Source organism: Sediminitomix flava (genome assembly GCF_003149185.1).
Classification (GTDB): Bacteria; Bacteroidota; Bacteroidia; order Cytophagales; family Flammeovirgaceae; genus Sediminitomix; species Sediminitomix flava.
Genome location: NZ_QGDO01000001.1, coordinates 201868 through 226999, shown reverse-complemented (window position 1 = coordinate 226999; position 25132 = coordinate 201868). Strand labels below are relative to the sequence as shown.

Genomic DNA, 25132 nt, shown 5'->3' with positions numbered 1-25132 from the left:
CTTTTCTACTTTAAGCTTTTAATTTTAACCAATGATACAATGAATAAGATTTTACGCTCTACATTTTTCCTTGGTCTATTTTTTCAATTGACCAATGCCTTTTCACAAGGTTATGATTTGTCTAATATTGCTTGGACAGAGAAGGTGGACATTGAAGGCGAATTACCTTCTGCGATCAAAGTTTTTGAATGCGAAACTACGATTTATAATGAGCGTAAAGAAGAGAAATCTTTTTCAGCAGTATATACCCTCATTGATCTAGGAAGTGATGAAGTAAAGGTTCGGACTATTTTAGGCGATAAACCTAAATATCCTAGTCAGTATGCGGCAGAGTTAGGTGATGCAGTATATATGACCATCAATGCGGGTTATTTTGGACGTAATTCATCAGTGAGTTTACTCGTTAATGATGGACATATTTTGACGGATAATACCTTAGAGTCTGTGCATGAAACAGGAGTTTATCATCCGACAAGAGGGGCAATTGGGTTTATGGAAAATGGATCGGTCGAGATCGGTTGGATTTATAGTATAACTCCTAAAGAAGAAGTTTACATTTACCCTCAACCTGCACCTAATTCAATTTCTGAAAAGCCATTAATACCACCTACTAAAGAATTTCCAGAAAACGGGAGAATATGGAAACCCAAGATGGCTGTAGGTGGAGGGCCTATTTTAGTTAAGGATGGAGAAGTAATTGAAAATTATGCTCCTGAAGTTTTTTATACTGACATCACAGAATCAAAAGATACTCCAAGAACTGCAATTGGCTACACTCCAGATAACAAGCTAATCTGTATGGTCGTTGATGGTCGTCAAGCACATAGCCGTGGTTTGCCATTAATTGAAGTTGCTAGGTTAATGAAAAGTTTAGGTTGTACTGATGTCTTAAACTTAGATGGGGGTGGTTCATCAGCTATGGTTGTAAATGGACGAGTATTGAATAAACCATCTGATGGAAATGAAAGAGCAGTACCTTCCGTATTAATGATTACTCAACCTATTTTTGAATAAAAATAGAGTCATCATAAGTAGAAACACACCTTTTTATAAAGATCATAATAGATGACAGCTTAGTTGCTATCACCTTTCTTAATACAGTAATTTTAACCAATGATACAATGAACAAGATTTTACGCTCTACATTTTTCCTTGGTCTATTTTTTCAATTGACCAATGCCTTTTCACAAGGCTATGATTTGTCGAATATAGTCTGGACGGAGAAGATAGATATTGAAGGTGAGTTGCCTTCTGCTATGAAAGTTTTTGAATGCGAAACTACGATTTATAATGAGAGTCAGCAGGAAAAATCTTTTTCTGGTTTTTATACGATTACAGATCTGAACAGTGATGAAATAGCGATCAGAACGGTTTTGGGTGATGAAGCAAAATACCCTAGTCAGCATATGGCAGAATTAGGTGATGATGCATACATGGCTATTAATGCGGGATACTTTGGTGGAAATTCATCTTATAGTTTATTGGTGAATAATGGAGAAGTGTTAGCAGATAATATTAGAGCTCTTGGAAGAGATCTGGGAACTTATTATCCAACAAGAGGGGCTATTGGTTTTATGGAAAATGGAGAAGTGGAATTAGGATGGGTTTATAATACTACTTCTAGGTCAGAAACATACTTTTATCCGCAGCCTGCCCCGAATAGCACTGCAGTTGCTCCTTTAGAAATTCCTTCAGCAAGTTTTCCTGAAAATGGAAAAATGTGGGAACCTCATATGGCAGTAGGTGGAGGACCTGTATTGGTAAAAGATGGTATTCTGATAGAGAATTATGATCCTGAAGTTTTTTATAGCGATATCACAGATTCAAAAGATACACCAAGAACCGTAATTGGTTATACAGAAGATAATCACTTGATATGTATGGTGGTTGATGGACGTCAGACACATAGTAGAGGTTTACCTCTAGTAGAAGTTGCAAAACTTATGATGGATTTAGGCTGTGTGGATGTGATGAATCTTGATGGAGGAGGTTCTTCTGCAATGGTGGTAAATGGTCAAGTATTGAATAAACCATCTGATGGAAAAGAGAGACCTGTGCCAACTGTACTCATGATCACAAAAGCTCCTAAGGTCTTGGATACTGAAAACGAGGAAGTATATCAAGAAAACGCAGATACAGGAGTAATTGAATCTGAAACTCATACTTCTTATGGAAGTTCTGCTTCTAGATTGTTGCCAGCTGATTCAGAATCTTTAGTTACATATTCTTTCAATGGAATTGATTCTAGAAAGTACGAAATATACGCATGGTTTGATTCTGATGAGATGAATGCAACTAAAGTAGATTATGTCGTTAATAGAGGTGAAAATTTAGAGCCTATTTCTTTTCAAGTAAACCAATCAGAAGATAAAGAAGTAGGGTTTCACTTTTTGGGAACAGTAGATTTAGGAAGTAATGATAACCTAGTTATTTCTTCCTCTGAAAATGAAGAAGGAAAATATGTTGTGGTTGATGCCATTAAACTTGTAGTAGTTGGTGAAAGTAAGTTAGATATTAGTTTTGAAGGTGGTAAAACAGGTGGGATTTTCGCGACTGATGAGAAAGTAGAAAATACAGTCTCAGTGAGTAGTCAGAATTCAGGGATAAGTCTTTCTGAACTAACAATTTATGCACAGAGAGAAGGTTATACTTCAAGTTCACATATCTTGACCCAAAGTATTGAAGGGTTTGAGGCTCAAGTTCCTTTTGAGTATGTCGTAAAAGCAGCCAACAATAAAAAAGAATATATCCATGTAGTAGTGACTGATAATTTAGGTGTTGTTTCTGAGGGTAGTTATCTGTTGACTGCAAGAAATTCTGAGCCTTCAATTAAGTTTACTGAAAATAATAAAACTGAAATAACGAAAGATCATCCAAACTTTAGTGATTTTTCAATTGATCTTACATTAAGATCAGCTTCAGCTACTAGAGAGGTAGATTCTTTAGTCGTGAAGAGAGAAGTTGATGGTTCTGAATTGGTTTACGATGAGGTTAAGTTTGATGGAACTTCTTTAGAGGAACAGTACAGTTTTTTATTTTCATTGAATGAAACTGAAGCGGTGTCTAAGTTTAGTTTTGAAATGTTTGATGACGCTAATTATTCCTCTGAAGCTATTTTAACGTTAAATGTTACAGGAAATTTAATTGTGTTGGGAAGTGATTCGTCATTAGGAGATGATTTAAAAGTTTTCCCAATTCCATTTGAGGATGAACTTACTGTTAGCTCAAAAAATATAAAACTACTTCAAGCGATAGTTTATGACATCAATGGAAAACAGCTACTCGATTTCGTAAATACAAAGCCTTCGACCAATATGAAGTTAGATTTAGGAAAGCTATCAAAGGGTGTATTTCTGTTGAAAGTCTCTTCTGAAAAAGGTGAAGCAGTGAAGAAAATAATAAAGAAATAATTGAAGTGATAGGTCTCACTCCAGTGTAAATTAAGGAGTGAGGCTTTTTTGAGAATTTGACTTTAAACCTAAAGCTATTAATCCCAAAATTGGACCTATACCCAACAGTGAAAAAATAAAAATCGAGTTGGTATTTTCCCAAAGGTGACTAGTGAGTTGAATGCTGAAAATTGTAATTGTAAACCCAATGCAATTCACAATTGTCAATGCTGTTCCTTTTAAAGATTGATCTGCTGTTTGAGCGACTAAAGTTGAAAATAAAGGAGAATCTGCGATCACAACCATTCCCCAGATAAAAAGAAAAGTTAAGAATATGAATTCTGTTTCGGTTTGGATCATAAATGGAAGACTGAAACAACAAGTACAAGATAGTAGAAGAGCTAAAAATGCAGTTTTTTTTGTTCCTAAGCTCGAAGAAATATAACCACCCAAAATACATGCTATTCCACCAATTCCTATGATCAAAAACGATAGCAACGAGATATTCAATGTTTGAGTATTGTGGATTTTAGCATAGTATTTTAAGATAAAAGGAACAAAAGCCCAGAAAGTATAGAGTTCCCACATATGTCCAAAATAACCAAAGGCAGCAGCCCTAAAATCATTTTCTTTGAATACCGTCAGAAATGCAGATAGTTGAAGTGAACTGCCCTTTTTCTTAAATGGACCTTCAGGAACAAGAAGAAATATTAATAAGCCACCTAAAGAGGCTAAGGTAGAAGTTGTGATAAAAATATAAGTCCAATCAATTTGATATGGAATACTTTTAAGTAAATGAGGAAAAGCCGTTCCAAGAACCAATGCTCCAACTAAAAAGCCTAATGACTTCCCCAAGCCTTTTTGATAATGATCGGCTGCTATTTTCATTCCCACAGGGTATATTCCAGCTAAGAAAAATCCACTAGCAAATCTTAAAGCAAGAATGCTACTCAATGTATTTTGTTCTAGAGTGATTCCCAAGTTGAAAATTGAACCTACAAGAGCACAGAAAAAAAAGACTTTACTGGCATGAAAACGATCTGCAATACTCAAAAGTGCAAAAATCAATGTTCCTACGATAAAGCCAAGCTGAACAGCGGATGTTAAATGACCAATATCTTCCTGTTGTAGATGAAATGTACGAGATAAATCTTCGATTACACTATTCCCTGCAAACCAAAGAGAGGTTCCACAGAATTGAGCAAAAACTATTGTGGGAAGTAAAATCTTTTTTTGAAGCATAAATATCAAACTAGATAGACGTAATAGTGTTTTGTGACGTTGTTTTAAATGAAACTTCTTTATTCTTATCTAAAGATGTTGTATAATAAAGAAAGAATTATTTTAGCTATTGAATCTTAGTCAGATAAGGCAGCTCTTTAAAGCTGATTTTTTAGTTAAAAGAAAGATTAATTTGATAGAAACCAAAGACTGATTTTTTAGCGAATAATGATTTATGACTTTCTCTAGAATTATTTTTTAAGGCTTCTAAAAGATTATGGGTACAAAGAACACCTTTTCCACTCTTAAAGGTGTAAGGAAAAAGAAACAAGGTATATAAATCAATTGGAGTGGTTATGGAAGTAATACAGGTAACGGCTTTACTTGGAGTTTTTCTAGTAATGTCTTTTTTAATGTTCAAGAGAGTGTTGCCAGCCCTAATTGCATTGCCTGTAATGGCAATTTTGATTGCACTGATAGGAGGGGTAACGTTAGATGATACAATAAAATATGTGATTGGAATGGGCGCAACCAAGCTTGGAGAAGCGATTGTTGTCGCCATATTTGGAGGAATGTTAAGTATCCTGTTGCAGAAGACGAAAGTAGCGGAGACATTTATTAAGAAAGGAGCGGAGTTGAGTGGAGATAATCCTTGGGTGATTTCAGTGATTATGATGCTTTTGATTGTATTACTTTTCACTACACTAGGTGGTCTAGGAGCTATTATTATGGTAGCTACAATTGTGTTGCCTATCTTGTCATCTGTGGGTGTAGGAGCCATGACTTCAGTTGGGATATTCTTGATAGGAGTAAGTATAGGTGGAGCATTAAACGTGACAAACTGGGCAGTTTATATTAATGTAATGGGACTGACTATTGATGATGTGAGACCATTTGCCTTGGTAATGTTTACGATGGGATTATTGATAGGTATTATATATATCACTCTCCAACTATACAGAGATGGACATAATCTGAATATTAAAAATATAGTGATAAGATGTGTTGTTGGAGCATTGGTAATCTTAGGTATTAAATATGGTTACGATAACTTCGCAACAGAAGCGGTAAGAGAAAATGTTGATGCTGTAACAACGTACATAGGGTTAGCTTTAAAATATACGACTGCAATCGGTGTAATAGGTTTGTTTACAGCTGCAGCGATCAGAATAGTAACTGGTAAAAATGAAAAGATCAAAGAACCACATTGGATTTCAGTCTTTTCACCAATTATCCCACTGTTATTGATCTTAGTCTTTAATATGGATTTTATCGCTTCTTTTGTGGTAGGTCTGATTTATACATTCTTATCGACTTTTAAGAAAGGAGCATTAAACCAATTTATACAAGCATCCTTTGAAGGGGCAAGCGTAGTAATGCCAGCTGTAATCCTAATGTTCGGGATTGGTATGCTTCTGATTGCGATCATCGGACCTGGTATAGAGTTGGAACAATATAAAGCAGGATGGCCAGTGATTAACTTACTGAAACCACTCATTGCACAGATTATACCATCAAGTCCTTGGGCTTATGTAGTGATTTTCACAATCGCAGCACCATTAGCACTTTATAGAGGTCCTCTTAATATTTGGGGTATGGGATACGGTTTGGCTGCTATCTTGATGGCTAGTGGAATGTCAGGTGGTGCTGTCATGGGAGTTTTAATGGCAACAGGTCAAGTGCAAGGTATTTCAGACCCTACCAACATCCAGAATGTTTGGTTGGCAAACGAAATGAAAGTAGATGTACAAAAAGTACTTTGGAATACTTTGGCCTATGCTTGGGTGTTAAGCTTCTTTGGACTGATTGTAGCCGCAGGCATGTTTTACTAATTTTTCACCTCAAAATGGCATTTGGAAATGACTGACAAATCGATAGATAAATTGATAAAGGATATTGAGCGTGAAGGCGAACAAGGCTTGTTGGCTCAAGAAAAAGGAACTCGAAAAATAAAAATAGGTATTGATGTTGGTGGTACTTTTACACACGCAGTGGCTATTGATATAGCACAACTAGAAGTGGTAGGAAAAGCATGTGTGCCAACAACTCATACAGCGAGAGAGGGAGTAGCAAAAGGTGTAGTAGATTCAATGTACCAATTGCTTGACCTAACAGGAATTCATCCGGATGAAGTTGTTCTTATCGCCCATTCAACTACTCAAGCTACAAATGCGCTTCTAGAAGGAGATGTGGCTAAAGTGGGTATCATCGGTATGGGTACAGGCTTAGAAGGGAGAAGAGCTAAAAGTGAAACAAACTTAAAGAAAATTCAGCTTGCGCCAGGTAAGTTTCTGAGAACTGAATTTGCTTTTATAGATACAAAACATGAGCCTACCGAAAATCAGATTCGTGAGGTCATTGAAGAACTAGATGAAAAAGGAGTTGACGTAATTGTTGCTTCAGAGGCATTTGGTGTTGACAATCCTAAAAATGAGCAACTTGTAGTGAAAGTTGCTGAGGAAATGGGATTTATGGCAACGGCTGCAAGTAATATTTCAAAATTGTATGGTCTAAGAGTTCGTACAAGAACAGCTGTGATCAATGCTTCCATGATGCCAAAAATGTTGGAAACAGCAAACATGACAGAAGCATCAATCCGAAAAGCTGGAATGAAAGTACCGTTAATGGTTATGCGTTCTGATGGAGGTATCATGGATATCAATGAAATGAGACGTCGTCCGATCTTAACCATGCTGTCGGGGCCAGCAGCAGGTGTTGCCGCAGCTCTTATGTACGCTCGTATTTCAGATGGTATTTTCATTGAAGTAGGCGGAACATCATCTGATATTTCAGTAATTAAAAATGGAAAACCTCAAGTAAAATCGGCTCAGATTGGTGGTCAAAGACTTTACCTTCAAACACTAGATGTAAGAACGCTAGGTATTGGAGGAGGTTCTGTTCCAAGATTTGACGGAGAGAGAATCACAGATGTGGGACCTCGTTCGGCACATATTGCAGGCTTGAATTATACGGCGTTCTGTAATTCAGATGATTTTGACCAAATTGAGTTACATAAAACACAGCCAAAAGAAGGCGACCCTGATAACTATCTGAAAATTGTAAAAACAGATAGCCCAGATAAAGATGCCTATACCATGACTCCTACAGGAGCTTCATATTACATGGGGCTTGTAAATGAAGTAGGGCATGGTGGTGCAAATATGAAATCCTTAAATAAAGGAATGAATTCTTTGGCTAAAGCTTTAGGTCAAGAACCTGAAAAAGTAGCAGAAGACATTCTAAATATTTCAGCAAGTAAACTAAAACCAGTTATTCACCAATTGAGCCGTGAGTATAAATTGGATAGCCAAATGATTCAATTTGTTGGCGGAGGTGGAGGAGCTTCAGCAATTGTTCCATACACAGGGAAATACATGGATGTACCTCATTCCATTGCGAAAAATGCAGAAGTAATTTCAGCAATTGGAGCCGCTCTAGGAATGATTAGAGATACCGTTGAGCGAAATGTAATAAATCCTACAGATCAAGATATTGTAGAAGTTCGTCAAGAAGCTTTAGCATCTGTCATTGCGATGGGAGCAGCATCAGAAACCGTAGAGGTAAGCATAGAAGTTGACAATAAGAATAAGAAAATTATTGCGATAGCTATGGGTGCTAGTGAACTTCGTACAAAAGATGTTCAAGTGGACTGTAAAACAGATCAAGAGCTGAAAGAAATTTGTGGACATTCTTTGAAAGTAGATCCATCTTTGGTAGAAAGCTTCGGTCGTTCTGAAAGTCTTTTTGCAATGGGATATACCAAAAAAGAATCTCGATTCTTTGGTCTTAGTAAATCAGAAAAGACATTCTTACGTGTAGTAGATCAAGAAGGTACAATCAGACTACAATTAAAAGATTGTGCAGTTAAAGGCTGTAAAGTCAATGAGGTACGTACTGAGCTAATCAATATGCTCCAAACACTTACGGCATTTGGTGATGCAGGAGGACTTGTGCCAGATATTTATGTTCTGATTGGCGGTAAAATCGTGGATTTGACGGGGCTAATTCAAGAGTCTCAAATCATGACACTTCTAGAATTGGAAACGACAAAGTTGGCAGGTAGTGATAGTGCGGTAGTGATCGCTCAAGTAAAAAAATAGACATAATGTACGACATAATTATAAATAAGGCTACTCTGAATGGAGTAGCCCTAGCCTTAGAAAAAGCTAATCTTGGTGAATCAGTTTTAGTGATTAACCAATATGGTTTTTGCGGAGGAAGCATGACAGAAAACTTTGCACTTCTCACTTTGAAAGATATTTCAGAAGCAGAATTAGCTTTAGTTGATGAAATGAAAAAAGAAAGAGGGGCAGTTTTATTTGAAAGTGAAGAAGACATCTTTTTCAACCCTGAAACAGTAAAATCATTCCTTCTTAAAAAACTTCAACACTCCAATATCTCTTTACTTTTTCATGCGTCTCCATTCAATATTGAAATGGAAGAAGGTGGTGTGAAGATTTCCGTTATGACCAAAGATGGAAAAAGAACAATTGAAGGAAAGAAATTGGTTGATACTTCTGAAACCAAAGATTTAGAAAAAGTAAATGGTGAGTATCAAAAGGTATTATCTTACTCTATTCACCCAATTCTTACAGGAGGATTAAACTCTTATGATTTACAAACAGCAAAAGTGTTGAAGTCTAAAGAGTTGAATGATGGAAGAGTGTGGATAGATTTGAATTTTGAAGCAAATACACTTTCTGAAGCAGAGGTTAAAGCTCATCATGTGATGACTGAGCTAACAAAACAACTTAACAAAGAGAATAAAAGAATACAATTAGCCCCAACAGCTTCTCAAAAGATTATCTAAATATTTCTTTTTGAGATTAAACAGAGAATTATCATGACAGAAATAGAAAAGAAATCGTATGATGTAGTGGTTGCTGGTGCTGGTATTGCAGGAATTGGAGCCGCAGTGAAGGCAGGTCGAATGGGTGTGAAAACGCTTTTAATCGAACGTTATGGTTTTGTGGGAGGAATGTCAACAGCTGGTATGGTATCACCTTTCATGAAGCACGATATTGATGGTGACCAATTAGTGAAAGGTGTTTTTCAAGACATTGAAGATCGCATGATTTCTCAAGGAGGAATGATCGATAATGGTTTTTATGCAGCGAACTTCAGAATTGCAACCTTGGAATTGTTGGAAGAGGCGAATGTAGATATTTTACTTCATGCAGAACCGCTTACCGTAGAAGTTGAAAATAAAAGACTTCAATCAATAGATGTATTAGTGGATGGTTTGGTTCAAAGAATTGAAGCAAATACATTTATTGATACGACTGGTGATGCTCAATTACTTTATCTTGGAAATCTACCTTGGGTAAAAGGAGATGAAAAGACAGGTAAAACACAAGCCATGACACTTTTCTTCCGAATGGCAGGAATTGACATGAAAAAAGCATTTGAGTGGGCAAAACAAAATCCACAAGACTTTTTAGCATGGAACGATTTTGTTTATGAAGAAGGTAAAATAGCTTCTATTGCTGGTTGGACAGCACATGTCAAAAAAGGTATTCAGCAAGGGAAATTACCGAAAGGTTTGGAATATGTTTTCTTTACAACACTACCAGAAGACGGCGAAGGCTCATTTAACTGTTCCAATATTTTAGGACTAGATGCTAGTAATGCTGATGACCTAACTAAAGCAGAAGTTATAGGACGAGAGCAAGTAGATGCAATTTGCAGAATGCTTCAAGACGAGGTCGAAGGATTTGAAAATGCATACTTACTAGAAACAGCGGTGCAAGTTGGTGTTCGAGAAACAAGAAGAGCTTTGGGTGATTATGAAGTGACAGGAGATGACATTGCTGGTGGAACAAAGTTTGAAGACAAAATAGCAAGAGGCTGCTATGGAATAGATATTCACGGGCAAGAGGACGAAGAAAGTAGAATGGAAGATTTACCTGAAGGTCATTATTACGATGTTCCTTTCAGATCGTTACTCGTATCTGAAGTGGAAAATGTAATGGTTGCAGGAAGATGTATTTCATCTACAAGAGAAGGACATAGTGCGTTGCGAATTATGCCAACGGCTTGTGCTACAGGTGAAGCTTGTGGTACAGCGGCGGCTTTATCAGCCATAGAAACTAAAAATTTGAGAGATATATCGATTACCAAAATTCAAGAAGAAGTTAGTTACAACATCTAATTGTAGTGATGAAATTATACACACTTAAGAATAATGAAAAAGGCACTCTGATGGGGTGTCTTTTTTATTAAAAAAAATCTAAAAAAACTTTGAGTACATAAAGTGTATGAAGCACTCTTCATTACAGATAGATGATATTTTTCGTGGACTATGTCCTTTTAATTAGAAGGATAGATAGATTTTAATACTAATACTAAACCATCCGATTCACATGAATAAGATATCCAAATTATTGGCAGTATTGTTACTGTTTGTGACAGCACTTCCTTTATGGGCACAATCCCGGGTTGTTACGGGAACGGTCAAAGACCAAAACAACCAACTTCTAATAGGGGTGAATGTGAAGATCAAAGATTCCTCACATGGTACAATTACGGACTTTGATGGTAACTTTAAATTAGAACTTGATGAAGGAGCTACAACCCTAGAATTTAGTTATATAGGTTATAAAAGTGAAGTTGTAGAAGTAGGGACACAATCTCATTTTGATATTGTGATGACAGAAGATGCAGAGCAATTGGAGGAAGTGGTAGTGACAGCTTTGGGTATCAAACGTGATAAAAAAGCGGTTGGTTATGCCATGCAACAAGTAGGAGGAGAAGAGATAACAACAGTAGCAGCAGCTTCACCATTCTCGGCTTTATCTGGTAAAATTGCAGGTATGGATGTTTCTACATCGGGTTCAGGTGCAGCAGGATCTACTTCTATTCGAATAAGAGGAGCCAATTCATTATCGAGTAGTAATGAAGCTTTAATTGTAATTGATGGAGTACCAATGGAAAACTCTGGTGGTTCTGGAGCAGGTGCTTTTGGTGGTTTCGATTATGGTTCTAACATAAATAATATTAACGCTGAAGACATTGAATCTATCAACGTCTTGAAAGGTGGTGCTGCAGCAGCATTGTACGGGTCAAGAGGTTTGAATGGTGTTGTAATGATTACGACTAAAAAAGGATCAAAGAATGATCAATTAAAAGTTACTTACAATGCTAACTATACTTGGGAAAGACCAAATGTAGTTCCGGAGTTCCAAAATCAATATGCACAAGGTTCTGGTGGTAAATATTTGGCGACAAGTGTAAATGGTTGGGGTCCTAAAATGACAGGACAACAAGTGACTAACTTTTTGGGTGAGACACAAACTTTGATGACAAACAATGAAAATCCTGTAGGAGATTTCTTTAGAACAGGATCAACATTTAATAATACTGTTTCTGTAAGTAAATCAGGAGAAAATAATACCGTGTATTTCTCTGCTACTCACATGAAAAATCAAGGTATTATGCCAAATGCTGAGTTAGAAAGATTGTCATTGAACTTGAGAGCGACTTCTAAATTGACGGATTATCTGACAATGGATTCTAAAGTGAATATCATCAATCAAGATGTGTTCAACAGACCAAACTTAGGTGGTTCACCTGATAACCCAATGTATACTTTATCTCAAATGCCAAGATCAGTTTCATTGGATCAACTTCAAGTGTATCAAACCAATAGTGGTCTTCCTGTAATGTATAATACAAACTACAGAATGGAAGGTGGTTATCCAGTATGGGCAGGAACGGGTTCATTTCCTTTTGCATCAAATCCTTTAATGCAGAACCCTTATTGGGCGGTAAATGAAAATACTAACCAAGATGTAAGAAATAGAATTATTGCTTTTACAGAGCTAGACTTAGATATTAAGAAATTATTAGTTGGTGTACCATTAGATAATTTCTCTTTAAAAACTAGAGCTAGTATAGATTATACAATGGATGAAAGAGAGCGTCATACTGCAGATCAAACACTATATAAACCTGCAGGGTTAGCGACAATCAATTACTCTAAGTCAAACTTTAGTGAAGTTAACTATGATGCATTCTTAAGTGGTTTGAAATCTTTCGGTGATTTCGGATTCAGTTTCATGGCGGGTGGTAACTTACGTTATAACAAAAGTAACGGATATGCTTCTTCGAGTCAGTCTGGAATTGTTGATCCGAACTTGGGTTATATTCTTCAAAACTTTAATAATGTAATCACAAGTCAATCAATTACTGAGAAAACGATGCAATCATTGTTTGGAACATTGACCTTCGATTACAAAGACCAATTGTTCTTGAACTTTAATATGAGAAATGATTGGACTTCAGCATTGGCACCAGGTTATTGGAGTTTTTATTACCCTTCAGTGGATTTAAGCTGGATTATTTCAGAGGCAGTTAATTTACCTGAAGCGGTTAATATGATGAAAGTTAGAGCTTCTTATGCTGAAGTTGGAAATGACTTAGGCCCACATAGCATCTTCTATTCATTTGCTACAAATCCTAATCAGTACTATGGTTTACCTTATGGAGGAATTCCTTCTTCAAAACCATTATATGAACTACAGCCAGAAAGAGCAAGATCAATTGACTTTGGTCTAGAAACACACTTCTTTGATGATCGAATTATCTTGGATGTAGCCTATTATCAAACGAGTACTGATAATCAGATTTTTTATGCACCACTACCTCCATCTTCAGGGTATAATACAGGTCTGACAAATGCAGGTTTAGTGATGAACCAAGGACTTGAGATTGCTCTAAATACGGATATTGTAAGAACAAATGATTTTACTTGGCAGATGAATGTAAATGCCAGTAGAAACTGGTCAGAGGTATTAGAATTAACAGAAGGAGTTCCAGTGTTGAATTCATTTGCAGCAGGAGGAGCTATGATTCAGCATCAAGCAGGTCAACCTCTTGGTCAAATTGTTGGTACTGCCTATATGAGAGACGAAAATGGTACAATTATGCTTGATGAGCAAAACCTTCCTATGTATCAGCTTACAGAAGATGGTGCAATGAATGAGCAAGTAACTATTGGTAACTCTGTTCCAAAATGGATTTTAGGTATTAATAATAGCTTCCGTTACAAGCAATTCTCTCTAAATGTAGCGATTGATGGTAAGTTTGGTTATGACATGTTCTCATACACTAACCTAGTCGGAAATCAGAGAGGTACTTTAGCTACTTCTGTAGATGGAAGAGATGGCTGGTACGAATCTGAAGCACTAAGAGCACAAGCAAATGTTCCTTCAAACAGCTGGACACCAACTGGAGGTATGAAAGTTACAGGTGTAAACCAAGAAGGGCAAGCAGTAGAGGCTTACGTTGATCCTCAACTATATTATGATAGATTGAGCAACATTACTGAAGCTTATGTTTATGATGCTTCTTACTTAAGATTACAACAAGTTTCTTTGGGCTATACTTTCCCAAATAAAATGTTGGAAAGCACGCCATTCAGAAATGTAACATTTTCGGCAGTAGGTCAAAACTTATTCTATTTGTATAGCAATGTACCAAATGTTTCGCCTAACTCGACAGTAGCAACAAACAATGCTGGAGGTATCGAAATATTTGCTTTCCCTGAGACAGCTAGTTACGGATTCAATCTTAAAGTAGAGTTTTAAACAGTGATAAGTCATGAAAACATTGAATAAATATTTAGTGCTTCTTTTAACGGTATTACTGTTTGGAGCATGTACTGATAATTTTGAAGACATAAACGATCCTAAAACTGGTGCAAATACGATGGAACCAGGACCACTTTTCACTAGATCTTTAGTGACAGGTTCAGGGATGAGTTATAGAATTTATCAATTGGTAAATCAGACTTCAACAGGTTATTGGTCACAACACTGGGCGAATATTCAACCTGCTTTTTCTGGTGACATTTTCGAGCCTTCACCAGGAAATGGAATCTGGGATTATTACTATGCAAAAAAATATTTTGCTCCATTGAACTTGAATTATCAAGCTAAAAAGATATTGGAAACTTCAGATAGGGTCAACCCAATACAATTGGCTTGTACAAGAATCTGGAATGTGTATATGTATTCGACAATGACTGATTTGTATGGTGATATTCCATATTCTGAAGCTATCGAAATGAACCTTCCTAAGTTTGATAAACAGGAAGACATCTATACGGACTTCTTTAAAGAGCTTAATGAATCGATTGTCCAAATCGAAGAAAACCAAGCGTTGGGCTATCCTACTTTTGGTACAGCAGATGTACTTTTTGAAGGAAATATACAACAATGGATTCAGTTTGCCAATTCACTAAAATTGAGATTGGCTATGCGTATGAGTAATGTAGAACCAGCGGTAGCTCAAAACATCATATCTGAAATTTCTTTAGATCAATTGATTTTAAGAAATGTAGACAATGTGAAAATTATGGCTGAAACAGCTGAGAATGCAGTAACTCATGATACAAAGAACCCCCTAGGTTTTGTTTATGTATGGAATGAGGTTAGAGGAAGTACACTTCTTGTTGACAATATGAAATTTGAAGACGGTACTACAGACCCTCGTTTACCACGCTACCTTGAGCCAAACATTGATGGTGAATTTGTAGGTTTGGATAACGGACAAAGTATTGCAGACCTAAACTTGGGTTATGATGATCATTACAAACCAAACTTCTGTAACATTGGTCCAGCATTCAATTCTCAGGCAGAAGAAGTAGCATTTCATTTGATCAGTGCTTCAGAAGTTAATTTCTTATTGGCTGAAGCAGCATTAAAAGGATGGGTAGCAGGTAGTGCATCTGAATATTATTTAGCAGGTATTGATGCTTCAATGGAACAGTTTGAAGTAACTGACCAAGCGGCTATTGATACGTTCAAAGCACATCAAAATATACAATTCAATTCTGCGAATGCTTTAGAGCAAATTATGACTCAAAAGTGGGTAGCATTATTCACAAACGAAGTACAAGCTTGGTGCGATATGAGAAGAACTGGTTTCCCAGAACCAATTGCTCCAGTGTTCAACTTCCCTGGTAATGAAACTATGCCACGCAGAATTCCTTATCCAACAGCGGAGATAAATTATAACTCAAATAATTATCAAGAGGCTGTAAATCGTATGGGTGGAGATACTCAATACACTCGTATGTGGTGGGATGTGAATTAGATAGATATTGATTATGGTTAAATGGAGGGGATTAGGAAGTTTTTTGACTTTCTTTTCCCTTTTTTTCAATTGTAAATATTCCATGATATGAAAGTGAATTTTTTAATTACGTTAGGAATTTTAACGATAACAAGTTCTTGTATTCAAGATTCAAGTAAAGAAGAAAAGGTTCTTAGTCAGAGCTCTGCAAGGGTAATTGAATCTGAACGAATCGCATTTCAGCAAAAGTTAGACAAGGAAATAATCTTTGATTCTTTGAGGTATAGTTATAATGCCGAAAAGTTTAGCGGTGCTATGTGGGGAATCTATGCTTTTCACCAAAAGAATGAGAAGTCAGCTCAGATTATTAGAACCGCAATTAATGAATACGAATCTTTAAGTTATTGGGATAGGTACCAATTATTGTTATGTATCAAAGGAGTTTATCCTACTGAATTTTTGGCAGAAATTGCTCCACTGTTAGCTATAGAGAAAGGTGAGAAACACAGAGTCCTTTTACTTAATATTTTACAAAAGGAAGAGCAATACCAGAATTATTTAAGTAAGGATACGTCGCTTTACTACCAGTACTTTCAATCGCAGTCGGAGAAAAGACAATCAAGCTTTAGTTTTCAAGATTTAGATAGACTTTTAGAAATTCCAGCACTAAAAGGGAAAAAGAACATTATTATGTGCCTTGACAAAAACCGTGAGAAAGTAGGTAAGGCATATATTCAGAAAAAGGATGGTGAATTCTTATCTGAAGGTAATGATGTAAAAACGTATTCGTATTTGGGAAGATCAGCTACAAATGCCCCTTCAGTTTTAACCAATGGAAATACGCCAACAGGTCTGATGAAAATATTAGGAACAGATAAAAGTGACAATGTTTTTATAGGTCCTTCACCAACCTTAATATCTGCAGTACCTTATGAATCTGGAGTTGAGAACTTTGTACCAAATTCTCACAGTAAAGAATGGTCTGAAGAAGTTTACGCATCTCTTCTGGGTGACGAATTTAAACACGAAGCTTCCTTATACGAAAGTTATTGGGCAGGGAAATGTGGTAGATCAGAAATGATCATTCATGGTTCAACTATCAACCCGAGCTTTTTTAAAGGGAAAGATTTTTATCCGCTTACGCCTTCATTGGGTTGTATGACAGCCAAAGAACTTTGGGACGATCAGACAGGAGAAGTACAGGAAAGTACTCAACTTGAGTTGATCAATGATTTTAATAAACAGGAAGGTGAGTTAGGTTATGTATTGATTCTAAACATTGAAGGTTATGAGGAAATCTGATTATTCGAATGCAAGAGCAATTCAAGCACAAAAGAGTCCTAGAGCACTAGCTTTAGATGCTCTGAGAGGAGTAGCGATTTTGGCGATGGTTTTTTCAGGAATGATACCTCATGATGTACAACTTCCCTCTTGGATGTATCATGCACAAGTTGGCCCTCCCGATTTTAAGTTTACGCCAAATATTCCTGGAATAACGTGGGTAGATTTAGTATTTCCATTCTTCCTTTTTGCAATGGGAGCAGCAATCCCACTCGCTATGGCTAAGAAAATTGAGCAAGGACAAGCCAAGTGGAAAATTGTACTACAGTTAGTCAAAAGGGCTGGTTTATTAGCTTTCTTTGCTATTTATATCCAACATTTTAAACCATGGGCTTTACAATCTTCACCAGATACACAAACATGGTTAATTTCTTTATTCGCGTTTGTATTGGTCTTACCTGTCTTTGTGAAATTTCCACAGTTATCAGAAAAGCAAAACAGATACCTCAATTACTTTTCGTGGGCTGGAGCAATCCTAGCACTTTATTTTGTACCTAATTTATATGAACAGACTTTTAGTATCGGGAAATCTGATATCATCATTATTGTTTTAGCTAATATGGCTTGGGCCGGTGGATTAATTTATTTATTAACTAAAGAAAATCAATTGCTTCGTTTAGGCTTGATGGCTTTTTTATTGGCTTTCAGATTGACACAAGGAGTTGAAGAAAGTTGGAATTATGAATTATGGAGATTGACTCCTGCTTCATGGTTTTATACTTTTTACTACTTACAATACCTATACATCATTATACCTGGGACAATTGTAGGAGATTTGATCAGAACATGGGTGAAGGAGAGTAAACTAGAACAAACAAATACAGGAAAAAGTAATCAATCTTATGTTGTAGTGATATGGGGGTGTTCATTGATTGTCTTGAATCTGGTTGGCTATAAAATGAGAGCATTAGAGCTATCTGCTCTGCTAAATGTTTTATGGTGTACTGGAGGATATTGGTTATTCAGAAACCCGAAGGATGCCCTTCAACGATTTCATTATAAAATGTATCAATGGACTGTTTATTGGATACTTTTAGGTGTGAGTTTCGAAGCTTTTGAAGGAGGAATAAAAAAAGACTCTCCAACCATGTCTTATTATTTTCTGACTACAGGTTTAGCTATCGTCAGTTTGATTGTACTTTCTGAAATCATTCAAAAGATGAATAAGGAAAGATTCTTTTTACCACTTATTCAAATAGGACAAAACCCGATGGTTGCTTATGTAGGAGCAGCTTTTATAGTCGTACCAATTTTAGGCTTGATCGGAGCATTACCTTACCTTGATTCATTAAAGGAATATGGTGCTTGGATTGGCGTAATGAGAGGAGTGATTATTACCTCCCTTGTAGGACTTGTAACGATATTCTTTGTGAAAAAGAAGTGGTTTATGAAAAGCTAGAAATAAAGAAAATGAATCAATGAGCTTTTAAGTTTATTGATTCATTTTCATTTTTATCTGTTCTGTCACTCCCATACGCATTAAGGAAAGTGTATTTGAAATTTCATCAGCTATTTCATTTAGAATAATCGCTTTCTGATAATATTGTTGATCTTGATGATAATCACCCAATTCGATCAAATAGGAAACTAAGGTTTCAAGATGTTCTGCAGTTAGATTTCTTTCCGTCAAATAACTTTTCAAATCTTCTTTTTCGAGTTTCAAAATCTGATCGATATCAATATCTAATTCTGTTTGTAGGTATTGATTCGAAATTTCAATTCCTTGGGCTGTATTTCCTTGGGATTTAGCTCCCATGAAATTGGCAATCATTTTACCGAGTACTCTACCTACTTGTTCTATTTTATCTTTCAAAAAATCTCTTCTTTCCATCGCTGTCTTTTTTATAAAATACTTAGTTTTCTGTATTCAGAAGGGGATTGATTAAACTCTGTTTTAAAAAGTTTGGAGAAATACCCTGTATCGTTGAACCCACAGTCATAAGCAATATCTGAAATTCTCTCTTCTGTAGTTTGAAGTAAGTGTTGTGCTCTAGTGAGTCGTTTGGCTTTGATGTACTGATTTGGACTTGTACCAAACACCGTTTTGAATTTTCTTTTGAAAGTAGAAAGACTCAAGCCTGCAAAAAAGGCTAAATCTTCCACACTTAAATCATCATACAAATGGGTATGAATAATTTCTTGAAAATCGTAGGCATTGGTGTCAAACAACCCATTAAGCATCGATTTTATATCTCCACTTTTATCAGAGTTAATCAAGATGATAATAAGTTCTCTAATTTTAAGCTTTATAAAATCATCATTGATTTGTTCTGGATGATCGAAATACGCGTGAAGACTTGTCAGGAAGTTATTGAGAATCAAATTTGATGAGACTCTTTCAACAGAATTTGTCGTCATTTTCTTTTTAGAAGAAAAAATACTTTTCATTTCTTCTCCAAAAATAGCCTTGATGACTTCGGGGTAAAGTTGAAAAATAATCGCTTCTGAACGACTTCCGTCTTCATTCTCAAACCAATGATTTACAAAGTTGTCACATTTCATGATAAAGCAATCAGAGCTTTCAAAATTGTACTGATTGTTTGGAATGTAAAGTTTAGATTTTCCATTTACAATGCAGACAAATCGGGCTTCATTTTCTAGTGGAGCATTAGCTTTGAAAGGCGGAATGAAAGAAGCTCTACCGAGTACCTCTTTTCCCAATAGTTCGAAATGTTGTCTTTTGAAATCTTGCATAGCCTAAAGAAGTCTGATCATCCATAAAAGTTGATCTTAAATTTATAAAAATCTTTATGGATACATTTTATTTAGCCAAATAATAAGACATTCTCTATCTATTTTTTGGCAATAATGTAATTGATGATCGAATTCCCCAATTAGCTCTACTTCCATTAGGTGCAACTAAGTTAAAGCGTGGGCCAATACCAATTTGAAGTTTGCGTTTTCCGATGATGGTAAGTGCGGTAAGAAATGGAGTAACCCAAAAAAAAGAATTTTTGGAATCCCAGTTTCTTGTGTATTCCATATTAACCCTAAATCCAGAACCAGTTTTCCAGTTGTAAATCAGAAATGGGAAAAGAAAAAAACGATTGATATCAGCTCTAGATCGCTCACCTGCTACACTCCAAATTTGATAAGCTAAAGCCCCAATAGTTAATCCATTAGTTCTTTTAATAATAGCCGCAGTAGGGCCTATACTGAATTTTTCAGAGCTGATTTTAGGGTCTGTTCCTGAAGGAAAAATCATCACTGAACCGACAGCCCATTGTAGTTTAGCTTTGTCAGAAGTAGGCCTTAATAAAAAAGTAGAAACGATGTCACTTAGGCCAATTTCTTTTTCAGCTGAACCTGTAATATTGTATTGTGCCAAAAGTGGAACGGTAAGTCGTAGAATTAGAGAAAGATTATCATTAAAGTTAAATGGTATGGTGGGTTGCATAAAAAAGGAGTTTCGGCTTCCTCGTAAACTACCAATATCAAAGTCAGAACTGTTTTGAAACGGTAAATTGATTTGCGAAGTAATAGGGTTTGCTAAATCTTGTGCGATTTCCTTCGGTGTTTTCTGTGCTCTGAGCAATTGAGTTGAAAAAATACATAAGACAAAGAATAAATATGTTAAGAGTTTGGTGGAAAGTAGCATTATTGAATTCTTGTCGGTTGGGTTTTCTTCAAACTATTCTTTTAAGTATAAATTCCCAATAAAGAATTCAAAAGCTTTAGCATGAAATCTGTCTATTCCTATTCTCTCCTTAAGGAGTACATACTTATCTTTTTCTATTTAAGGAAGTTCTTAGTACTCTCGAATTAAATGATACTGATTTTCTTTCCTTCTTTTCAATGTTTTCTAAGATTCTCATTCTTTAAAAGGGTACAAAATACACAGCTAGTACTCTAGTTTATGATTGGCGAATAGTTTAAAGCAACAAAAGAACTTGTAGAAATGATCATAAATAGAGAACGTGCTTCTGGATTGGTAATGGAGTTGTCTGAACAATACGCAAAGGTTCAGAATCCTGAATTTGTTTTTCCTCCTTTCGAATTGTATCCGCTTGCTCCAAAAGCAGAACATGGAGTAGATATGTTGAAGGCTGTGGTGATGGATATGGATGGTACAACCACAACAACAGAAGAGTTGTGCTTGTATTCATTGGAATATATGGTGAGAAAGCTTTCGGCTAGAATGACAAAGGAAGAGTGGGAAGGCTTAGATCATGTTGTTGATTTTCCGCATATCATTGGGAATAGTACAACGAAGCATGTCGAATATTTAATAGATACGTATGAATCTTCAATTCGAGAAGAGGAAATTTATAAGAGCTTTATCTATGCAGCTATTTGGACGCTTACTTTAGGTAAGGATGAAAACCGAAAAGAAGAAGTTAAAATCAATCTTGCAAAAACAGGGATTGCAGGAAAGATACTATCGCATACATACTTAGCAAAAATGGAAGAAGCAGATCAGCTTGATATGGGCTATTTAGCCCATTTTGAAGAGGACTGTAAAGCCGATTTCAAACTAGATTCCAAGAGTAGTTTGGTAGCTGTAGCTGTTGATATTTACTATCAGAAGTATCATGAAATCCTTCGTCTGATATCTGAAGGAAAGGGACAGCAAGTACAGTTGGAAGTTTTTGGGGAAAGCGGTGGTGATAAACACCTAATTGAACCAATGGAAGGAATCGGCATATTGCTTCCAATGCTTAGAGGTTGGTTAGGTGAGGATATAAAATACCTAGTACCAACACTCATTGAGAATTATGAGAACAAAAGTGGAGAAAAGTTTGAGCATTCTTCTGTAGAAGAGTTGACAGCGCAGTTGGTTGAATTAAGTCTTTCTTTTGAAAAAACTCCTGCTAAGGTAGGTCTCGTAACATCTTCAATCTTTTATGAGGCAGAGATTGTGATCAAAGAAGTCTTTGCAGTAGTACAAAAGCAACTGCAAGCAAGTGAATTGCCTACAGAGAAAAAGGACTTCTTGATCGAGAAATTCTCTGATTACAGAAATATCTATGAAAGCTTCGTGACTGCTTCTCTTACTCACGAGATCAGATTAAAACCACATAGAGACTTATACAGTATTGCACTTTATCAGTTGGGGATTGCTCCCGAAGATTTTGATAAAGTAGCAGGTTTTGAAGATAGTCAAAGTGGGATGGTTGCGATCAGAGCGGCAGGAATTGGACTTTGTATTGCTGTTCCATTTGCTCAGTCTTTAGGGCATAATATGGAGGCAGCTTCTCACATCTGTAAAGGTGGAGTACCAGAAGCTTTACTAAAACACAACTTATTTACACAACAAACTACAGCTACAGTCTAAAGGGAGGAAATCATGGAAAAGAATAAAAACGTTTATCACGTAATTTCAAATACACACTGGGATAGAGAGTGGAGATTTCCATTCCAAAGAAATCGTCAGATGCTTGTCGAAATGATAGATGAAGCATTAGATATTTTGGAATCAGACCCAGATTATAGAGCATACCATCTGGATAGTCAGTCGATTGTCTTGAGGGACTACTTGGAAGTAAAGCCTTACAATAAAGAACGTATTGTTCAGTTAGTTCGTGAAAATAGATTGTTGATTGGTCCTTGGTACATCTTGCCAGATGAATTCCAAGTAGGAGGAGAGAACCATGTTCGCAACCTACTTTTAGGGCACAAAATCTGTAAAGAATTTGGTGGAGTATCTAAAATTGGATATTCACCATTCTCTTGGGGACAAATTTCTCAATTGCCACAAATCTATAATGATTTCCGTATTGAGTTAATCATGTTCTATCGTGGTGTAAATGCTTTGGAAGCGCCAAAGTCAGAGTTTATGTGGGAAGGTGCTGACGGTACTAAAATGGTAAGTTCGAGATTTTCGACCATGCCACGTTACAACTTCTATTTCTACATTTACAGAAATGCAATCCATAATGAAGATCCTTGGAACGTAGAGTACAAATGGTCTAAAGGTGGTTCGGCTTTCCATTTTGCAGATAAAGAACAACAAGAGGAAGATTATTTCTTCATCAAAAAAAGAAATGAATACTTCCCAGAAAATATTGAGTATTGGGTAAACCGTTTGAGAGAAGAGCAAGACAATGACTTTACAACACCACACAAAATTTGGATGGAAGGTCATGACTCTTCAGGCCCTAACGGACAAACAGGCCAACTGATCAAAGATATTAAAGCACAAACAGGCTTAGACGTTCGTCATTCTACATTACTTGAGTATGCAGAAGCTATTGCAAAATCAGTAAAAGAAGACGAACTGAACCTTGTAACAGGTGAGCGTCGTTCGGCACAAGCCAATCCTAGAAGTGGTAACATGTATGGTTACACTACTTCTGCAAGAATGTATCTGAAACAAAAGAACTTTGATGCAGAACGTTGGACACAGTTCTATGCAGAGCAATTCAATCATTTTGCAGGTCTATTAGGTAAGGATACAAGAGATCTTTACTTGGATATTGCTTGGGAGAAAATCTTACAAAACGCAGCGCACGATTCTATCGGTGGATGTTCGTTAGATGCCATCCACGAAGATATGATGCACCGTTACAAAGAGGCTATCGAGATTTCGAGAGGTGTTTTTGAGAGAGCAATGAAATATACTTTGCCACAATTGAGCACTAAAGTATTTACGGATCAGATGGCTGAAGATGAAGCAAAAGTATTCATTTCGGCAATCAACCCGAACTCAACTTCACGTTCGGAAGTAGTAGAAGCTTATTTGGATATGCCAAAAGAGTTTGCTCAAAAAGGCTTTGAATTGGTAGATGCAGAGGGGAGTAAAGTAGAATATCAGCTTATCAAAGAAGAAGGAAAGCAACTTGTTGTGGAAGAAATGACAAACCGTCCAATGTTCTTCGATATGCAACGTTACAAAGCCTATGTCCATCTTCAGAATGTGCCAGCGCATGGTGTGAAAGTATTCCGCTTGAAACCAACTGAAGAAGCAGTAGCAGAAAATGCACCACTTGCAGTATTGGAGCAAAGACCAGTTCTTGAAAACGAATTCTTGAAAGTAGAAGTAAACGAAAACGGATCTTTCAACATTCATTCAAAAACAAATGGTGTTCAGTACAAAGAAGTAGGTTATATCTACGATGAAGGTGAAGCAGGTCATGCTTGGGTAAATACACCAACAGAGCCATTTGTAACAAGCTTAAATGCAAAACCTTCAATCAGTATCATTGAAAACGGTGCGTTGTCTTCAACAGTAGAGATTGCATTTAACCTAGATCTTTACAACAACCTTGCAGACCGTAAAGCACTAAACGGGAATACTACGGAGTGTGCTATTGTGTTGAAAGCAACATTGAACAAAGGTTCTAAAAACCTAGAATTCAACTTAGAAGTAGATAACCGTGTAGAAAGTCACCGTTTACGTATCATGTTCCCTACACAAGTAGGAGACAACGCATTCTCTTACGGAGAAGGACAATTTGATGTCGTAAAACGTTCGTTGGAGCGTCCTGATACGAGCGATTGGGTAGAACAACCAATGTACGATTTCCCAATGCACCAATTCGTAGATGTTGCAGATGATAAGAATGGTGTAGCGCTATTGGTAGATGGTTTGAAAGAATATGAAGTACTTCAAGACGAGCAAAAAACATTGGCAATCACGCTAATTCGTTCGTTTGAGTTTATCATCAATCCTGCTGCTGAGCAAGATTATACACATGAAAAAGGAGCACAATGCCTTGGGAAACAAAACTTCCGCATGGCATTCTATCCGCACACAGGAAATTGGGGAACAGAAGAAGCTAATGTATACCAAGAAGCGCTAAACTTCAATAATACACTTCGTTTGGTACAAACAGGAGAACTTGAAGGTGAGCTAGGTACTGAAGTTTCATTCTTGAATATTGAAAATAAAAATGTAGTCTTCTCGGCATTCAAAGGAGCAGAGAATCCTATTGAAAATGCAAAAGTATTGAGAGTATACAATCCGACTATGGTTGAACAGCAGACCACAGTCACTTTTGCAAAGTCAATTGAGCGAGCAGAGTTGATTACTTTGGAAGAAATATACAAAGAAGGTTTAGTAGTAGTACACGAGAACACGATTGAATTGACAATTGCACCAAAAAGAATTGAAAGTATTAAACTTCATTTTTAGGTAGCAAGATCGCTATTAGAGGCAATGACTG

Annotated in this window: 16 protein-coding genes; 12 read left to right on the top strand and 4 right to left on the bottom strand. The window is 36.4% G+C overall.

Features of this window, described 5'->3' with window-relative positions:
* Positions 1-39: 39 nt before the first annotated feature.
* Positions 40-1014, top strand: coding sequence for a phosphodiester glycosidase family protein (locus tag BC781_RS00830; RefSeq protein WP_109615356.1), 975 nt, complete (start codon positions 40-42; stop codon positions 1012-1014).
* 107 nt (positions 1015-1121) lie between these two features.
* The gene (locus BC781_RS00825; RefSeq protein ID WP_109615355.1) at positions 1122-3410 is read left to right on the top strand and encodes a phosphodiester glycosidase family protein; all 2289 of its coding nucleotides are present in this window, start codon (positions 1122-1124) and stop codon (positions 3408-3410) included.
* A gap of 30 nt (positions 3411-3440) precedes the next feature.
* Here the strand turns inward: BC781_RS00825 and BC781_RS00820 are convergent, their stop codons facing one another.
* A complete protein-coding gene (locus BC781_RS00820) occupies positions 3441-4631 on the bottom strand; it encodes an MFS transporter (RefSeq protein WP_109615354.1) in 1191 nt (396 codons plus the stop codon).
* 335 nt (positions 4632-4966) lie between these two features.
* Here BC781_RS00820 and BC781_RS00815 point away from each other — a divergent pair, with 335 nt between their 5' ends.
* The 8 genes from BC781_RS00815 to BC781_RS00780 all read left to right on the top strand — a co-directional run bounded on the left by BC781_RS00815 (position 4967) and on the right by BC781_RS00780 (position 18426).
* Positions 4967-6442 (top strand): citrate transporter, encoded by a 1476-nt coding sequence (locus BC781_RS00815; RefSeq protein ID WP_109615353.1) that lies wholly within the window; start codon positions 4967-4969, stop codon positions 6440-6442.
* A gap of 27 nt (positions 6443-6469) precedes the next feature.
* Positions 6470-8710: a hydantoinase/oxoprolinase family protein gene (locus tag BC781_RS00810; RefSeq protein ID WP_109615352.1), complete on the top strand. Its 2241-nt coding sequence runs from the start codon at positions 6470-6472 to the stop codon at positions 8708-8710.
* 5 nt (positions 8711-8715) lie between these two features.
* Complete coding sequence (locus BC781_RS00805; protein ID WP_109615351.1) at positions 8716-9420, top strand: FAD-dependent oxidoreductase; 705 nt, start codon at positions 8716-8718, stop codon at positions 9418-9420.
* Between the two features lie 33 nt (positions 9421-9453).
* Positions 9454-10761: an FAD-dependent oxidoreductase gene (locus tag BC781_RS00800; protein ID WP_109615350.1), complete on the top strand. Its 1308-nt coding sequence runs from the start codon at positions 9454-9456 to the stop codon at positions 10759-10761.
* A gap of 211 nt (positions 10762-10972) precedes the next feature.
* Positions 10973-14197, top strand: a complete 3225-nt coding sequence (locus BC781_RS00795; RefSeq protein WP_109615349.1) for a SusC/RagA family TonB-linked outer membrane protein — start codon at positions 10973-10975, stop codon at positions 14195-14197.
* Positions 14198-14210: 13 nt separating this feature from the next.
* Complete coding sequence (locus tag BC781_RS00790) at positions 14211-15707, top strand: SusD/RagB family nutrient-binding outer membrane lipoprotein (RefSeq protein WP_109615348.1); 1497 nt, start codon at positions 14211-14213, stop codon at positions 15705-15707.
* 87 nt (positions 15708-15794) lie between these two features.
* Complete coding sequence (locus tag BC781_RS00785; protein WP_109615347.1) at positions 15795-16988, top strand: hypothetical protein; 1194 nt, start codon at positions 15795-15797, stop codon at positions 16986-16988.
* Positions 16975-18426, top strand: coding sequence for a DUF5009 domain-containing protein (locus BC781_RS00780; RefSeq protein WP_109615346.1), 1452 nt, complete (start codon positions 16975-16977; stop codon positions 18424-18426). The genes BC781_RS00785 and BC781_RS00780 overlap by 14 nt, the downstream gene beginning before the upstream one ends.
* 33 nt (positions 18427-18459) lie before the next feature.
* Here the strand turns inward: BC781_RS00780 and BC781_RS00775 are convergent, their stop codons facing one another.
* The 3 genes from BC781_RS00775 to BC781_RS00765 all read right to left on the bottom strand — a co-directional run bounded on the left by BC781_RS00775 (position 18460) and on the right by BC781_RS00765 (position 20424).
* Entirely contained in the window at positions 18460-18858 is a 399-nt protein-coding gene (locus tag BC781_RS00775) for a hypothetical protein (RefSeq protein ID WP_109615345.1), read from the bottom strand.
* A gap of 11 nt (positions 18859-18869) precedes the next feature.
* Positions 18870-19721 carry an AraC family transcriptional regulator gene (locus BC781_RS00770; RefSeq protein ID WP_109615344.1) on the bottom strand — a complete coding sequence of 284 codons (852 nt, stop codon included), beginning with the start codon at positions 19719-19721 and terminating at the stop codon, positions 18870-18872.
* Between the two features lie 94 nt (positions 19722-19815).
* Complete coding sequence (locus tag BC781_RS00765; protein ID WP_146201586.1) at positions 19816-20424, bottom strand: hypothetical protein; 609 nt, start codon at positions 20422-20424, stop codon at positions 19816-19818.
* Between the two features lie 501 nt (positions 20425-20925).
* Between BC781_RS00765 and BC781_RS00760 the strand changes: the two genes are divergently transcribed.
* Both BC781_RS00760 and BC781_RS00755 read left to right on the top strand, forming a co-directional pair.
* Positions 20926-22302, top strand: coding sequence for an HAD family hydrolase (locus BC781_RS00760; protein ID WP_109615342.1), 1377 nt, complete (start codon positions 20926-20928; stop codon positions 22300-22302).
* A gap of 12 nt (positions 22303-22314) precedes the next feature.
* Positions 22315-25101 carry an alpha-mannosidase gene (locus BC781_RS00755; RefSeq protein ID WP_109615341.1) on the top strand — a complete coding sequence of 929 codons (2787 nt, stop codon included), beginning with the start codon at positions 22315-22317 and terminating at the stop codon, positions 25099-25101.
* Positions 25102-25132: the final 31 nt, after the last annotated feature.